At 45.3% G+C, this 16,717-nt stretch carries 12 protein-coding genes; 4 read left to right on the forward strand and 8 right to left on the reverse strand.

Annotated features, from left to right (window positions below; genetic code table 11):
• Positions 1-71: 71 nt before the first annotated feature.
• Entirely contained in the window at positions 72-2,726 is a 2,655-nt protein-coding gene (locus tag ACVBDY_RS16145) for a DUF5916 domain-containing protein (protein WP_447176492.1), read from the forward strand.
• Between the two features lie 13 nt (positions 2,727-2,739).
• On the opposite strand, the gene polA is transcribed toward ACVBDY_RS16145, so the two are convergent.
• Positions 2,740-5,577: a DNA polymerase I gene (gene polA / locus ACVBDY_RS16150; RefSeq protein ID WP_447176493.1), complete on the reverse strand. Its 2,838-nt coding sequence runs from the start codon at positions 5,575-5,577 to the stop codon at positions 2,740-2,742.
• A 218-nt stretch (positions 5,578-5,795) separates the two neighbouring features.
• On the opposite strand from polA, the gene ACVBDY_RS16155 reads away from it, so the two are divergent.
• Complete coding sequence (locus ACVBDY_RS16155; RefSeq protein ID WP_447176494.1) at positions 5,796-6,992, forward strand: anhydro-N-acetylmuramic acid kinase; 1,197 nt, start codon at positions 5,796-5,798, stop codon at positions 6,990-6,992.
• Here the strand turns inward: ACVBDY_RS16155 and ACVBDY_RS16160 are convergent.
• On the reverse strand, positions 6,976-7,338 hold the full coding sequence (locus tag ACVBDY_RS16160) for a winged helix-turn-helix transcriptional regulator (protein WP_447176495.1): 363 nt from the start codon (positions 7,336-7,338) through the stop codon (positions 6,976-6,978). The genes ACVBDY_RS16155 and ACVBDY_RS16160 overlap by 17 nt on opposite strands.
• A gap of 100 nt (positions 7,339-7,438) precedes the next feature.
• Between ACVBDY_RS16160 and ACVBDY_RS16165 the strand changes: the two genes are divergently transcribed.
• Both ACVBDY_RS16165 and ACVBDY_RS16170 read left to right on the forward strand, forming a co-directional pair.
• Entirely contained in the window at positions 7,439-8,209 is a 771-nt protein-coding gene (locus tag ACVBDY_RS16165; RefSeq protein WP_447176496.1) for an SDR family NAD(P)-dependent oxidoreductase, read from the forward strand.
• A 232-nt stretch (positions 8,210-8,441) separates the two neighbouring features.
• On the forward strand, positions 8,442-9,374 hold the full coding sequence (locus tag ACVBDY_RS16170; protein ID WP_447176497.1) for a helix-turn-helix domain-containing protein: 933 nt from the start codon (positions 8,442-8,444) through the stop codon (positions 9,372-9,374).
• 15 nt (positions 9,375-9,389) lie between these two features.
• Here ACVBDY_RS16170 and ACVBDY_RS16175 read toward each other — a convergent pair whose 3' ends face one another.
• From ACVBDY_RS16175 to mfd, 6 genes are all read right to left on the reverse strand, one after another.
• A complete protein-coding gene (locus ACVBDY_RS16175) occupies positions 9,390-10,133 on the reverse strand; it encodes a hypothetical protein (RefSeq protein ID WP_447176498.1) in 744 nt (247 codons plus the stop codon).
• A 110-nt stretch (positions 10,134-10,243) separates the two neighbouring features.
• Positions 10,244-10,942, reverse strand: coding sequence for a tRNA pseudouridine(55) synthase TruB (truB, locus tag ACVBDY_RS16180; protein WP_447176499.1), 699 nt, complete (start codon positions 10,940-10,942; stop codon positions 10,244-10,246).
• Positions 10,942-11,742 (reverse strand): undecaprenyl-diphosphate phosphatase, encoded by an 801-nt coding sequence (locus tag ACVBDY_RS16185; RefSeq protein ID WP_447176500.1) that lies wholly within the window; start codon positions 11,740-11,742, stop codon positions 10,942-10,944. Before ACVBDY_RS16185 ends, truB begins: the two co-directional genes overlap by 1 nt.
• 66 nt (positions 11,743-11,808) lie before the next feature.
• A complete protein-coding gene (locus tag ACVBDY_RS16190; protein ID WP_447176501.1) occupies positions 11,809-12,075 on the reverse strand; it encodes a DUF3098 domain-containing protein in 267 nt (88 codons plus the stop codon).
• Positions 12,076-12,110: 35 nt separating this feature from the next.
• Positions 12,111-12,989, reverse strand: coding sequence for a cell division protein FtsX (locus ACVBDY_RS16195; protein ID WP_447176502.1), 879 nt, complete (start codon positions 12,987-12,989; stop codon positions 12,111-12,113).
• Positions 12,990-13,122: 133 nt separating this feature from the next.
• Positions 13,123-16,479: a transcription-repair coupling factor gene (gene mfd / locus ACVBDY_RS16200; protein WP_447176521.1), complete on the reverse strand. Its 3,357-nt coding sequence runs from the start codon at positions 16,477-16,479 to the stop codon at positions 13,123-13,125.
• Positions 16,480-16,717 lie beyond the last annotated feature (238 nt).

Below are 16,717 nucleotides of genomic sequence, written 5' to 3' on the forward strand. Positions count from 1 at the left end.
GGGAAAACCATCCGGAAGTGTAACAATTTGCTCCGGATGGTATCTTTAGGGAAATAACCAACATATATACCATGTTTTCCGGAAAAGTATTTCTCTCTTCAGTGGGCCTGGTCTGCTGTTTAATTCTTTCTGCACAGGATTCGGCTTCCGTCATACCCAAAAAGAATTATACCACGAAGTCTCTCGGGCAAAACACACCCCCGGAAATAGATGGTGTCCTGAATGACAGTAGTTGGGAAATTGTGGAATGGGGGGATGATTTTATTCAGAGAGACCCCATAGAAAAAGCACCGCCGACGCAGCAGACCCGCTTCAAAATACTGTATGACGATAAAAACCTGTATGTAGCCATTCACTGTCTGGATACCGAACCCGAAAAAATTGTAAAACGACTTTCCCGAAGAGATGGATTTGAAGGCGACCGTATCTCGATACTTTTTGACAGTAATCTCGATCTCCGGACCGCATTTGCTTTTACCATAACCGCAGCCGGGGTTAAAGGAGACGAAGTAGTAACTGAAAACGGTAATAACTGGGACCCCAGCTGGAACCCTATCTGGTATGTGAAAACCGGTACGGATGCCGAAGGATGGACTGCGGAGATGCGGATACCTTTAAGCCAGCTGCGATTCGGAAAAGCCAGGGAACAGGTGTGGGGACTGCAATTGTCCAGGATGTATTTCCGTAACAACGAGCGTTCCGAATGGCAGTTTCTACCTCGCAATGCTCCCGGGTGGATCAGTGAAGCAGGCAGGTTGTATGGCCTGGTAGACCTGAAGGAGCAAAAACAACTGGAAATACAACCCTATATGGTAACTTCCCTGGAAACGTACGAAGAGGAAAAAGGAAATCCGTTTATGGGTGGCAGCGATGCAAAACTGAGCGCGGGGATAGATGGTAAAGTCGGGGTAACCAACGACCTTACCCTGGATTTCACGGTAAACCCCGATTTCGGACAGGTAGAGGCAGACCCTTCGGCCATAGCCCTGGATGGTTTCCAGATATTTTTTGAAGAACAGCGCCCCTTTTTTGTGGAAAACAAAAATATTTTCGACTATCGTATTTCTAATACCATAGCAGGAGATACGGATGGTACGGATAACCTTTTTTATTCCAGGCGTATCGGAAGAAGTCCCCAGGCATCCCCGAATGTATATGAAGGGGAGTATGCGGAACAACCGGAAAAGACCACCATACTCGGCGCGGCAAAGTTCAGCGGAAAAACCAGGAACGGGTGGTCCATTGGTATACTGGAAAGTGTTACCGCAAAGGAGTATGCCAGGATAAGTAATAACGGGGACCGCAGGGAGGAACTGATAGAACCCCTTACCAACTATTTTATAGGCAGGTTGCAGAAGGACTTTAACGACAGAAATTCGTTTGTGGGAGGGATCTTTACGGCCACTAACCGGGGAGACCTTTCGGAAAACATGGATTTTCTGCATAAGTCCGCTTATTCAGGAGGACTGGATTTCAAGCACCAGTGGAAAGACAGGACCTGGTATACCGCAGGTAATCTGCTTGTGAGCAATGTTTCCGGTTCGGAAAGGGCCATAACGAACACGCAGAAAGATATCGCGCGGTTGTATCAGCGCATAGATGCCACTTATACGGAAGTGGACACTACCAGGACAAGTCTGGCCGGTCACGGTGGAAACATCCAGATCGGGAAGGCAAGGGGGAACCTGAATTTTGAGAGCGGCGTTACCTGGCGTTCCCCCGGGCTGGAACTCAACGATGTGGGTTTTTTGCGCCGGGCCGATTATGTAACACATTATGCCTGGGCAGGATACCGCATTACCAAACCTTTCTCCGTATTTCGCAGTGCGCGTTTTAATTACAACCACTGGAATTCCTGGGACTTTGGCGGGGCACATAACGAAATGAAATGGAATGTAAACACCCATGCGCAGTTCAAAAACAACTGGTATATAGGTTCGGGGCTCAATCTGCGTCCGAAGCTGTATTCCAATACGGCATTGCGAGGCGGTCCCAAACTCAGGTTGCCGGATAATGTCAGTTACTGGTTTTATGTGGATTCGGACGACAGGAAGAAATTCCGGTACGGATTTGAGGTCTTCTTCTCTGATGGTGAGGACAAGGCACATAATGTGGATGAATACTCTACCTATTTTGTTTACCAGCCGGTAAATGCCCTTAAAATTTCCCTCGAACCTTCCTATCAGGTAAACAGGGACAAATTACAGTTTGTGGAAAACATCCGTACGGATAACGGGGTAAGATACCTCAATGCGGAAATAGATCAGAGAACATTAAGTGCATCCCTGCGGTTTAACTATACGATCAACCCTAACCTTACCATACAATATTGGGGACAACCCTTTATTTCCAGGGGGAGATATTCGGGTTTTAAACATATTGCCGACCCGCAGGCCAGTAGTTTTGAGAGCAGGTTTTATGCTTACAATGTCAATGAGATCCGGTATGAAGAGGATAACAAGGTCTATATTGTGGATGAGGGAGCTAACGGTATAGTGGATTATTCCTTCGGAAATCCTGATTTTTCATTCGTACAGTTCCGTTCCAATTTAGTATTGCGGTGGGAGTATATTCCGGGTTCGGAATTGTTCCTGGTATGGTCACAGGGGATCACCAGATCGGGAAATCCCCGTGATAACCTGTTCACCGCCCTGGACCGGAATATCCTGGGAACCCAGCCGAGGAATATCTTTTTGATTAAGGCTACGTATCGATTTGTATTGTAAGGCCAAAGACGGTTTAATGCGCCGTCAGCCAGTCTTCTCCCAGCCCTATCTCTACATCCAGGGGAACAATCAGCTGGTATGCACTTTCCATCTCGGATTTAATCAGCGGCTTAATAGTATCCAGTTCGGATTTGAAGGCATCAAAGACCAATTCATCATGTACTTGTAGCAGCATTTTGGTTTTGAAATTGCCTTCCCGGAGTTTTTGGTGGATGTTTATCATAGCTATTTTAATGATATCTGCCGCACTTCCCTGTATAGGGGCATTCACGGCATTTCGCTCGGCCGCACCGCGGACTACCTGATTTCGCGAATTTATATCCGGCAGATAACGCCTTCTGCCGAGAATTGTCTCCACATAACCATGATCCTGGGCAAAGTGGATCTGGTCGCTGATATATGCCCTTAACTTCGGATATGTCTTGTAATACGTGTCTATAAGTTCTTTGGCCTCACTTCTCGAAAGGGTGGTCTGGTTGCTCAACCCGAAAGCCGAAACCCCGTAAATGATACCGAAGTTTACGGTTTTGGCATTACTCCGCTGCTCCCTGGTCACTTCTTCCAGAGGAACCCCGAATACCCTTGCGGCAGTAGATGCGTGGATATCTTCGCCTTCTTTGAACGCCTTGATCATATTTTCCTCTTCGCTCAGTGCCGCGATGATCCGTAATTCTATCTGGGAATAGTCGGCAGCGAGCAGGATATAATCCTCGTTTCTCGGAATAAATGCTTTTCGCACCTGCCGCCCTCTTTCGGTACGTATGGGAATGTTCTGCAGGTTGGGGTTGTTGCTGCTCAATCGCCCCGTTGCTGCGACAGCCTGGCTGTATACCGTATGCACCCGGTTTGTCTTCGGGTTGATCTCGTTCGGGAGGGCATCTACATAGGTGTTTTGCAGTTTTTGCAATTGTCGCCACATGAGGATGTCTTCAACGATTTTGTTATCTTTTGCGAGATAAGACAATACATCTTCTGCCGTGGAATATTGTCCGGTCTTCGTCTTTTTGGGTTTGTCGACCAGTTTTAATTTTTCGAAGAGAATAGGGCCGAGCTGTTTGGGAGAAGCCAGGTTAAATTCTTCTCCGGCCTGCTCGTAAATATTTTTCTCCAGTTCTTTTACGTCCTTATCCAGGGCATGTGACAGTGATTTCAGGAAATCCGTATTGACGCGGATACCTTCAATTTCCATATCGGCGAGTACCTGTACCAGCGGGGCCTCGATCTCTTCAAACAGTTTCAAGGCGTTTCGGTTGGGAAGTTCTCCCTGGAAAAGCAGTTTGAGTTGAAGCGTAATGTCCGAGTCTTCCACGGCATATTCCGTCTGTTTTCCGAGTTCTACCGAACGCATGGATTTCTGGTTCTTTCCTTTTTTACCGATCAGGGTCTCTATGGAAACGGGCTGGTATTTCAGGTAAGTCTCTGCCAGGACATCCATATTGTGGCGCATATCCGGATTGATGAGGTAATGCGCTATCATGGTGTCAAAGAGTTTGCCTTTGACCCGGATGTTGTAATTGGAGAGTACCTTGATGTCGTATTTCAGGTTTTGTCCTATTTTTTCAATCTGTTCCGCTTCAAAGAAAGGGCGGAATTCTTCGAGTATGGTAGCTGTTTCTTCCTGGTCTTCGGGAAAAGCTACGTAATATCCCTTTCCCGTCTCCCAGGAAAATGCGATCCCTACAAGTTGGGCTTGCAGCGATTTGAGACTGGTGGTTTCCGTATCGAAACACACACTGCTCTGTAACATGAGTTTTTGCTGGAGCAATTTTCGCCCCAAGGGGGTGTTTACATACTGATAGTGATGTGGCGTGGTTTCGATGGTATTATAGAGCGACGAAACTGCAGGAGTCGTTGTGGTTTCCTCTGCCGGAGAGCCGAACAGGTCAAATTGAATGTTGTCCTGCGCTTTTGTCACTTTTGCCGCGGCAGCGCCATTATTTACCGAAGTAGCTTCAGCAGCGCCTTCCTGTCCGAAAGCTTTCATTAGGTTTTCCGTAAGACGACGAAATTCCAGTTCCTGGAAAATTTCCTTGACCTTATCGAAATCGGGAGTGTTCAGTTCAAAATCCTCTTCGTGAAATTTCACCGGGACATCAAGCATGATCCGGGCCAGTTCTTTGGAAAGGATCCCCAGTTGGGCATTGTCCTTTATCTTTTCCTTCATCTTGCCTTTCAGGCTGTCAGCATTGGCAATAAGGTTTTCCACACTGCCGAATTCCTTGATGAATTTTTTTGCCGTTTTTTCCCCTACACCGGGAAAACCGGGAATGTTATCCACAGCATCTCCCATCATCCCGAGATAGTCGACGACCTGCTCCGGGGTTTCCACTTCAAATTTCTGCTGCACTTCCCTGATGCCCCATATTTCAATACCGTTCCCCATTCGTGCCGGACGGTACATAAAGATATTTTCGGATACCAGTTGTGCAAAATCCTTATCCGGGGTCACCATATAGGTGAGATATCCTTGTTTTTCCGCCTGTTTGGCCAGGGTGCCGATGATGTCATCTGCTTCAAAACCTTCTTTTTCAATGACCGGGATGTGCATGGCTTTCAGGATGGCCTGAATATACGGAATGGCTATACGGATCGCTTCCGGGGTTTCGTCCCGGTTTGCTTTATATGCCTCGAACATTTCCGTTCTTGCCATGGAACCTCCCTTGTCAAAAGCTACGGCGAGATGGTTGGGCTTTTCACGCTTTATCACATCCAGAAGAGAATTGGTGAATCCCATTATGGCTGAAGTGTCCATACCTTTGGAATTGATCCTCGGGTTTTTGATAAAGGCGTAATATCCCCTGAATATCAGGGCGTAAGCATCCAGTAGGAAAAGACGTTTCTGTTCTGACATAAGAATTTCTGAAGTTTATTTGTGTAAAAGTAAGGATTTAATTTTTTTCCCGGCAGAGAAGCCGTCATAACATATATTTGTGATATATTACAAATATCCCTTGCCTCTTAAAAGTCAAAGATATAATGAAACCGACATATTCAAAATAATCATTAAACACACAGGGTAATGATTATTTAAGGTTCCGTATGACCATAGAAAACCATAAAAATAAACACATGAAAAATTCCATAGAAACACTGTATAAAATAGCACATAAAAAATCCCGTATTGTTATCGGCCTGATGAGCGGAACTTCCCTGGACGGACTGGATATTGCCTTGTGCAGGATTACGGGGAACGGCCGGGAGACAAAGGCGGAGCTTATGGAATTTGTTACACTGCCTTACGAATCCGTTTTCCGTGAACGCGTCCGGGAAGTGTTTGCTAAAAAAGATGGGGCGCTGGAAAAGATATGCCTGTTGCATCCCTGGATCGCCCGGGAGCATGCGAGGATGGTACTGAACGCCCTGGAAGACTGGGGGAAGTTGCCGGGAGAAATAGATCTTATTGCGAGTCATGGACAAACCGTTTACCATGCACCGCGTTCTTTTCACAATTTTCCCGAATTCCCGAATGCAACACTTCAGTTGGGAGACGGAGATCATATAGCGGAAATAACCGGGATCATTACCATTTCCGATTTCCGGCAGAAACATATCGCGGCAGGAGGAGAGGGGGCTCCGCTGGCTATTTACGGGGATTACCTGCTTTTTGCGGATGCGACAGCATCCAGATTACTGCTTAACATGGGCGGGATTTCCAATCTTACTTTTCTTCCTGCCGCGGGAAGTTTCGGTAAAGTTCTCTGTACGGACATAGGACCGGGTAATACATTGATGGATGCATATGTACAACAATATTTTAATATCCCTTATGACAAAGATGCCCGGATCGCATCGCGGGGGAGATTAAGGGAAGGTTTGCTGCAAAGTCTTATGGATGATCCTTTTTTCCGGCTGCCATTTCCTAAAACTACAGGTCCCGAGCTTTTTAATATGGACTATCTGCACAGGGCGCTGGAAGCATCCGGAGAAGGAAAAGATGTTTCGCATGAAGATATATTGCATACCCTGGCACATTTTACCGTGGAAAGTATAGCACAATGTATAACCGTATATTTACCCGCCGGAATAGAAATAAAGGGCTTTATTAGCGGGGGAGGTGCTTCCAATCCGCTAATTTTCGAACTCCTGAAAAAAGCCTGTCCCGATCTGGAGTTTTCGGATACTTCCGTATTGGGGCTCAATCCGGATGCTAAAGAGGCTGTACTGTTTGCATTACTGGCCAATGAAATGGTAAGCGGTTCGGCGGCAATGGAAGGTACGGCCGCATATCCCTGGGTGGGAATGGGGAAGATCAGTCTTCCGCAGTGATCTTGCGGTGCATTTCTCCCCAGTCCGAAATACTCTGAAGCATAGGACGCATGGATTTTCCTAAATCGGTCAGTGCATATTCGACCCTTGGAGGTACCTCCGGATAAACGATCCGCAGAACAAGCCGGTCGCTTTCCAGTTCCCTTAACTGGGAGACCAGCATACGTTCCGAGATATCGGGTATGAGACGTCGCAATTCACTGTACCTTAATTTGTCGTTGTTGAGAAGCTGCCACAGCATATTGGATTTCCATCTTCCGCCTATAAGCGAAAGGGCGTAACCCATACCGCAAATAGCATTGATTTTCTTTTCATTCAAAGCGTTTGAAGATGTTTCTTTTCTCATAACTTACTTTTTTGTTAGTACCTGATAATTTTTACAGTACTTACAAATGTAAAGTTGCTTGTTTACTTTAGCAAAGAATTAATCTTAAAAATAAATTCTTATGACAAGCAACACATCCGTTCTTAAAAACGAACAGCTCCGTGAGAAAATAGTATTCATAACAGGAGGTAGCCGTGGTATGGGAGCTGCAATAGTAAAAAGACTGGCTTCCGAAGGTGCCCGGGTTATTTTTACACACTCCGGAAATAATACGGAGAAAGCCGATCTCGTGGTCCGCGAAGTTGAAATTGACGGGGGAGAGGCAAGCCATTTGGTAGCAGACAGTGAAAGTCCCGAAAGTATAACCGCTGCAGTGCGTAAAGTGATCTCCGATCACGGAAGGATCGATATACTGGTCAATAATGCCGGCGTTTTCCTCTATAAACAGACACAGGAAAGTACGGAAGAAGAATTTGACAGGATGATGTCTGTAAATGTTAAGGCAGTCTTCCTGGCCATGAAAGAAGCTGCGGCCAAGATGCCCGGCGGGGGACGTATAATTACCATCGGTAGTAATGTGGCCGATCGTGTCGGTGACCCTAACATGGGACTGTACGGAATGAGCAAGTCGGCCCTGAGCGGTCTGAATATGGGAATGGCCCGGGAACTCGGTCCGCGGAATATAACTGTAAACCTGGTGCAACCAGGACCAATTGATACGGATATGAACCCCGCGGATAGTGAAATGGCGGGTGAGATCAGAAAATTTATCCCTCTTGCACGTTACGGAAGTACGGAGGAAATAGCCGGATTGGTTTCTTTCCTGGCTGGCCCGGAAAGTCGGTTTATCACCGGGACTTCCATTACCATAGACGGAGGGTTTAACAGTTAAACCACACGAAGAGGTAACCGGATTTTCAGCTATTTCGTTTGTGTGGAAAGAGAAGAAGTCCCGGAGGCATTTCTGCCTTCGGGATTTTTTCTGTAGAACATCTTCTTCCGGCTTTTGGGAATGAAGGGTCTCTGAAAGTATTGGTCGGGTTATAAGTGACTTGTAGTATTATCTGGTTTGAATTTTATAATTTTAAAGTTTCTTATAAACAAAAAGACATTTTTTACCTGCTATGAAAAACAATGAATCTTTGAACGATTTTTACCAGAAAATTTCCTCTAAAGAAACATCTCCGGCTTCCCGGCAGACACGGGTAAAGGAATGGGGGCACTTTAACGTCTACCGAAGAGATGATATAGGTTACAAGGATTATTCTCCCTATAACCGGAGGGATTTTTATAAAATTTCCCTGATCGTCGGTTCCGGCACCTTGTATTATGCCGACAAAGGAATAGCCATTAACGAAAGGGCGTTGCTCTTTTCCAATCCGAATATCCCTTATGCCTGGGAAGCTCGGGATGATAGGCAGACCGGGTATTTCTGTCTGTTCACAGACGATTTTGTGAATACCGGTCATCAAAGTGAAAGTTTACAGAATTCTCCCCTGTTCAGGATCGGAGGAAATCCTGTATATTTTATTGATGAAAAACAGGAAAAAAAAGTTGAAGGTTTATTTGAGGAAATGTTTACGGAGATCGATACCGATTATCGGTACAAATACGATCTTATCCGGAACTATATGAACCTCATCATGCACGAAGCATTGAAAATGCAGCCGGCGGATTCCTATTTTAAACATACGGATGCGGCATCCAGGATCACCGCTTTATTCCAGGAATTGCTGGAACGTCAGTTTCCGGTTTCTTACGAACATATCCTGCAGCTCAAATCGGCCAGTGATTATGCCCTGCGCTTATCAGTGCATACCAATCATCTGAACAGGGCAGTGAAGAAGGTTACCGGAAAGACAACTACGGAACATATTGCTGCCAGGATTATTAAAGAGACCAAAGCGCTTTTAAAGTATACGGACTGGAATATTGCGGAGGTAGCATACTGCCTGGGATTTGAAAACCCGGCATATTTTAATAATTTTTTCCGGAAACAGACCGGGAAGACTCCCCGGGGATACCGGGATGGGATTTTCAAAAAGAAGACAGTTTAACCATGGCCGGACAGGTCATCCCTGGAACAGGTATGTAATAGTGCCTATCTGGTTGTTTTTACTTTCCTTATTATCGAATTTCGCCCGGAGGGCATATGAAATAGCATGATCTACCAGACAGCCGTTGCTGGAAGTAGAACTTTGCCTGTTAAATGTGGCTTCAGTAACATTGCCAAATGCATTTACTTTAATGTTAATCACGATTTTTCCGCGTGCCGAACAGGTATATACCGGATTTGGAAGGCGCTTGTGAATTCTTCCCGTCAGGGAATAGGAAATAGAGCTGTGGGTATTAACGCTGTTGTTCTTTACGGTGGCATCGGAAGTGTTGTCTCCGTCCGATTGCCTGGCTTGTTTCTTTTTTGTTCCGATAGTATGTGAAGGTACCGCTTCTCCCGTTTCGGAACTGAGATAATCGTTTTCCGGGTCAGATGAAGCCTCTTCCGAGGCCTCTTCATCCGGGTTCTCTTCCGCATCCTCCGATTTTTTGCCTTCCTCTATTTCTTCCAGGGTTTTGAATTCCCTTACTTCCTTATCGAACCGGCTTTTAACCGCTTCGTTATAGGCCATATGAGTTTGTAGTTTGTCTTCATCGGGAGTGGTGATTTCCGGTTTTTCCTGGGGATCTTCGAAGTACAGCTCGTAAAGGATCTCCTTGTCTTCTTTTCCGGCGAGGTGTATGTTGAACAGGGTAAGAACTACCAGCATCATTATAAAAAATGATATGAGTAACGACAGTTGTTTTCTGTTCAGGTTCATATGATATAAACGTTCAAACCGGAAAATAATTGGATAAATTTTAATTGAACTCATTTAAATAAGTTCATTATGGTCTCTTTGGGGGAAGATGTGCTAAGATACTAAAAAAATTATTTTTCGATATTCAGTCCGGATACGAAATCTTCGGGAGAGACGGAATTGTCTGCACGATATTCCCCTATTCCGGTTCTCCGAAGTGAGGAAAGATGGGCGCCGGACCCCAGGGCTTTTCCGAAATCGTGGGCCAGGGAACGGATGTAGGTGCCTTTGCTGCATACTACACGAAAGGAAATTTCCGGGAGATCGATCGCGGTGATCTCAAATTTGCTGATATGTATTTTCCTGGAGGCAATCTCTACGGTTTCTCCTTTTCTGGCGTGTTCGTATAATCGCTTGCCATCTTTTTTTATTGCAGAAAAAACGGGCGGTACCTGGTCAATGTCGCCTATGAACTGCGATGTGGTGTTGTATATAAGCTCTTCCGTGATATGTTCGGTAGGGAAGGTGTGATCTGTTGTGGTTTCCAGATCATAAGAAGGAGTTGTAGCACCGAGGGTAAAGGAACCGGTGTACTCCTTGATCTGTCCCTGTAGTTCCGGTATTTTTTTTGTGAATTTCCCGGTGCAGATAATCAGTAATCCCGTAGCCAGGGGATCGAGAGTGCCGGCATGGCCTACTTTGATCTTTTTCAGGCTGTACTTTTTGCGGATGGCCCATTTAATCTTATTAACGGCCTGGAAGGATGACCAGTGCAAGGGTTTGTCTATGAGCAGGATTTCTCCGTTTTTAAAATCTTCTTCCGAATACATTATGAACTGGTCAAAAAAGAATAAACAATGGCTATTGCACCGACAACGAGACAATATATGGCAAAGTACGTAAGTTTACTGTTTCTGACCAATTTTATCATCCAGGTACAAGCGATTAATCCGGAAATAAAAGCAGCTACAAACCCTGCGGCCAGGGGAATAAATTGCTGGGAATCATAACTTATTTTTCCGTAAAGGGTCTCTTTGGCGATACTCCCGAATATGAGGGGGACGACCATAAGAAACGAAAACCGGGCAGCCTTACTTTTGTCAATGCCCAGCAATACGGAAGTCGAAATCGTGGATCCGCTCCTGGAAATTCCGGGAAGCATGGCTATGGCCTGCGACACGCCTATAATAAAAGCATTGCTGTATGTAACATTTTTTGAGGTGTCCTTTGCCCTGTCGGCAAGGAATAGCAATAATGCCGTTATGAGCAACATAAAGCCCACAAGCTGAATATTCTCTCCGAAAAGCTGTTCCAATTGCTGTTCAAAGAACAAGCCAATGAAGACCGCGGGGATCATGGATAAAATGATCTTCAGGGAAAACCTGGTTTCTTCATTCCAACGGAACTGAAACAGGCCTTTGAGGATTTCCAGAACATCTTTTCTAAATATAACGATAGTACTGAGCGCGGTGGCAAAATGCAGTACAATAGTGAAGATAAGACTTTCTTCCGGGATGGAATTATCCCCTATAATCGCTTTTCCCAACTCCAGGTGACCACTGGAGGAAACAGGCAGAAATTCGGTAAGTCCCTGGATGATCCCGAGGATAATAGCGTCAATGATGTCCATGAATCATAATCATTTTTGGTGCGGAAATTATAGCTGACTATTGGCCAGAACGAAGGTTTTCCGGTTTTATTTGCCGGGACCTTCTTTTTTTTTGGCCGGCACCAAAATGGCATATACTTCCAGGGCAAATCCGATAATGACAAGGGTAGGGGCCAGGCGGATTCTCCGGAAACTGAATATTTCCGGGTTAAATACATTAGGATCATCACCACCACCGCCACTCATAAGTATAAAGCCCAGGGCAATAAACGCCAGGCCTGTAAACATGATGGTGTAATTTTTTTTCTCGAAGATAAACTCCTGTGGTGTTGTGTTTTTATCTTTTTTACTCATGGTTAAAGCTTTTACTTCATTGTTTTGTGGCTCATCTAGTAATAGAGGTCATCTGTTCTCAGGTTAAGGAATCGCTGTGCGGCAAAATACGTGCTGATCCAGCTTATTATGGTCCCCATCAGGAAGATCCCTGCAAAAAGTACGATCAGCCATAGAGGGTCCTGCATAAGATTAAGTTCCGGGAATCTTTCGTTGAAATAGTAAAGGCATATTCCCATGGCAATAACTGCGATGATGGCCCCCGTAATACCCAGTTTTACACTGGTCCAGATAAAGGGACGGCGGATAAAGCGTTTAGTGGCCCCCACCATCTGCATGGTCTTAATGATAAAGCGTTTGGAATAAATGGATAAACGGATAGAACTGTTGATAAGCAAAACCGCTATGATGGTAAAGGCGACACTGACCAGCAGTATCCAGAAACTCAGTCGTTTTATATTGTCATTGAGCATGGTTATTAAAGGGCGGTCGTACGAAACCTCATCTACAAAGTCCTTAGCTGCGATTTCACCCGATATCTCTTCCAGTTTTACGGCATCCACATAATCGGCCTTTAACCTTACGTCTATGGAATTCTGCAAAGGGTTATAACCGAGGAATTTCATAAAATCCTCTCCGATCTCTGCGCTCTGGGCCTCTGCTGCCGCTTCTTTGGACACAAATTCTACCGACCTGGTGTATTCTGCCAGGGCAAGGCTTTTTTGTAACTGGTCTATTTCCACCTTTTTGGCATCGTCCTTCAGGAAAATGGAAACAGCGACCTGTTCTTTGAAATGATCAGCCAGTTTTTTGGTGTTAATAACCAGAAGCCCCAGCATACCCAATAAAAACAGGACCAAAGAAATACTTAAAATAACGGAGAAATACGAAGAGATCAGCCTTCGTTTCTGATACCTTTCAAAAGATTTGCTCATGGCTTATGACATATTTATCCGGCTTCCCTGCAAATATAACGAATTAGGAATTCGAATCTTGCCTGACAGACAGGATTAATGCAAAAACAGGGAGATTGAAATAAAAATCTCCCTGTTTTTGGTGTTCTTGTATTTAATTTTTTAGCGCTGCGTGCGTTTCTTCTTCCATAACAAAGGGCTTCAGGGCTTTTAAAGCTTTGTTCACCGAAGTTATGTTCTCAAAGGTGAGTAGCAATCGCAGTCCCCCCATGCGGGTGTTCTTTTCCTTCATCTTACACAAACCGGGATGTTGTTGTATCGTTTGTAAGACGTAGTTAAAGGGTTTACTCTGGTAAAAACTGCTTTGCTGGTCGGCAATAAAATAACCTACCATTTTTCCGTGTTTCAGGACCATCTTTTCCAATCCAATTTTCGATGCCATCCATTTTATCCGGACACTGTTTAGTAAATCATGTACCTGTGAAGGAAGAGGTCCGAAACGGTCATGGATATCCGATTCGAATTTTTCCAGGGCTTCATCGGTATTGATGTTGCTTAGTTGGTTATAGAGATTGAGCCTTTCGGTGATATTGTTGACATATTCGTCCGGGAAAAGCAATTCGAAATCGGCATCTATCTGGGTGTCCTTTACGTACTCACGTACTTCATCATCCTGGGTATACAGGTCCCTGAACTCATTCTCTTTGAGTTCTTCTATAGCTTCACTAAGTATTTTCTGGTAGGTGTCAAAGCCGATGTCGTTTATAAAGCCGCTTTGTTCTCCGCCCAGTAAATCTCCTGCTCCCCGTATCTCCAGGTCTTTCATGGCTATATTGAAACCGCTTCCCAGTTCGGTGAATTGTTCGAGAGCCTGGATCCGTTTCCTGGCATCGTCTGTCATGACCGAATAGGGAGGTACGATAAAATAGCAAAATGCCTTTTTATTACTTCGTCCTACCCGCCCACGCATCTGGTGCAGGTCGCTTAGTCCGAAGTTGTTGGCATTGTTAATGAATATGGTATTGGCATTGGGGACGTCTAACCCGCTTTCTATGATGGTCGTAGATATGAGGACATCAAATTCCCCGTTCATAAAACGGAGCATTAACTGTTCCAGTTTTTTTCCTTCCATCTGCCCGTGACCGATGCCGATCTTGGCATCCGGGACCAGCCGTTGCACCATTCCCGCAACTTCCTTGATATTCTCAATGCGGTTGTGAATGAAAAACACCTGTCCGCCCCGTTGTATTTCATAAGAAACGGCGTCGCGTATCACCTCTTCGTTAAATTGTGTGACATGGCTTTCTATGGGATAGCGGTTTGGTGGCGGTGTGGTAATGACCGATAAGTCCCTTGCGGCCATAAGACTAAACTGTAATGTCCTTGGGATCGGTGTTGCCGTAAGGGTCAGTACATCCACGTTTTCCTTCAGGTTCTTCAGCTTTTCTTTGGCGGCAACACCAAATTTTTGTTCTTCATCTACAATAAGAAGCCCTAAATCTTTAAAATGTACATTTTTGTTCACCAGCTGGTGAGTGCCTATAATAATATCGATTTTTCCATCAGCCAGTTTTTCGAGTATTTCCCGTTTTTCTTTTGCCGTGCGGAAACGGTTCAGGTAATCGACGGTTACGGGGAGGTCTTTCAGGCGTTCGCCGAAGGTCTTGAAATGTTGAAAAGCAAGAATGGTCGTCGGGACGAGTATGGCAACCTGTTTGCTATTGTCTACGGCCTTGAAAGCCGCTCGTATGGCAACCTCCGTTTTACCGAAACCTACGTCACCACAGACAAGACGGTCCATGGGATGTTCGCTCTCCATGTCGTTTTTGACATCCTGGGTCGCTTTGCTCTGGTCTGGGGTGTCCTCGTAGATAAAGGAAGCTTCCAGCTCGTGTTGTAAATAACTGTCCGGCGCATAAGCAAACCCTTTTTCCGTCCGCCTTTTGGCATAAAGATTTATAAGGCTGAACGCAATTTCCTTGACCCGGCTTTTTGTCTTCTTTTTTAGGTTTTTCCACGCACTGCCTCCGAGTTTGAATATTTTTGGGGGCTTGCCGTCCTTACCGTTGTACTTGGTTATTTTGTGGAGGGAGTGAATGCTTACATACAGGATATCGCCATCTCCGTAAATGAGTTTTATGGCTTCCTGGGGTTTTCCTTCTACCTGTATTTTCTGTAATCCCCCGAACTTTCCGATACCGTGATCTATATGGGTAACATAATCTCCGATTTCAAGGTGGGTAAGTTCCTTAAGGGTGATGGCCTGTTTTTTGGCATAGCCGTTTTTGAGATGAAATTTGTGATAACGTTCGAATATCTGGTGATCGGTATAGCAGACCATTTTCCGGTCGTCATCAATAAAGCCCTGGTATATGGGAAAAACCACGGTTTTGTAATGCACTTCCCCTTCGATCTCTTCGAAAATATCGTGAAAGCGTTTGGCTTGCTGTTCACTGACGCAATAAATATAATTGGTATATCCTTCTGCCCGGTTTTTGTTGAGGTCTTCAATAAGCAGGTCAAACTGTTTGTTAAAGGAAGGCTGTGGCCGGGTGTGGAAGGTAATGATCTCCCCGTGCTTTTCTTTTTCCAGGTGCCTGAAAGGAAGCCTGGACTGGTTTCCCGTTTCTGCAACAACAAAGCCGGAAAGTTGTTCGTGGAGTAACTTTGGGGTACAAAACAGTTCCAGTGGGGAAGCGTGTTTTACTTCTTTGGGAAGCGAAGCAAAAGCTTCTTCCGCTTTACGGAACAAATTGTCTATGCGGGAGGACAAAATTTCGTTGCTCTGAAGACAAATAACGGTTTGCGGAGAAATGTATTTTAAAAAGCTTTCCCTGGATTCGCTTCGTATTTTGTTCTCCACATTGGGTATAATGGAAATTTTGTTCAGTTTCTCTACAGAGAGCTGTGTTTCCACATCAAAGGTCCGGATACTGTCTACCTCATCACCGAAAAATTCTATACGGTACGGTTCGTCATTGGAAAAGGAGAATACATCTATGATACCTCCCCGCACTGAGAATTCCCCGGGTTCGGAAACAAAGTCCACCCTTTTGAAACGGTACTCGAAAAGGACTTCGTTGATAAAATCGGGCGATATCGTATCACCGACTTTCATTTTGAGGGTGTTTCTTTCCAGTTCTTTCCGGGTCACCACCTTTTCAAACAGGGCATCCGGATAGGTGACAATAAGCGCCGGTTTTTTCCGGGAATTTATACGATTCAGGACTTCGGCCCTGAGGAGCACATTGGCATTGTCCGTCTCTTCTATCTGGTAAGGCCTTCGGTAGCTGCCCGGGTAGAACAGCACGTGCTGTTCACCGACAAGCTGTTCCAGGTCGTTAAGATAGTAGGCTGCTTCTTCCTTCTCGTTGAGAATAAGCAGGTAGGGCAGGTCATTGTTTTTAAAGCTTTCCGCTATAACAAAAGACAGGGAGGAACCTACCAGACCATTGATATATATTCTTTGCGGGGGTTGGGTCCGGGTAATAGTATCCTGCAGTTTCCGCATTTGCGGAGACTGTCCTGTTCCCATTGTCCCGTCCGGATAATCCCGATAATCCCGATAATTATCGGGATCGGGATCGGGAGCAGCCGGGAGTGAATTTGGCGAGGCATGGGTCTTGCTCACAAGATAAAAATTTTGTGCAAAGGTAATAAAAACGGATTTGTCGGGGGAATGGGTTCGGATATACGGCGGGCAAATACATCTCCGGGAACAAAGTAAATGTCTCCGGGAGTAGAGTAGA

The organism is Sinomicrobium halophytocola (genome assembly GCF_052983395.1).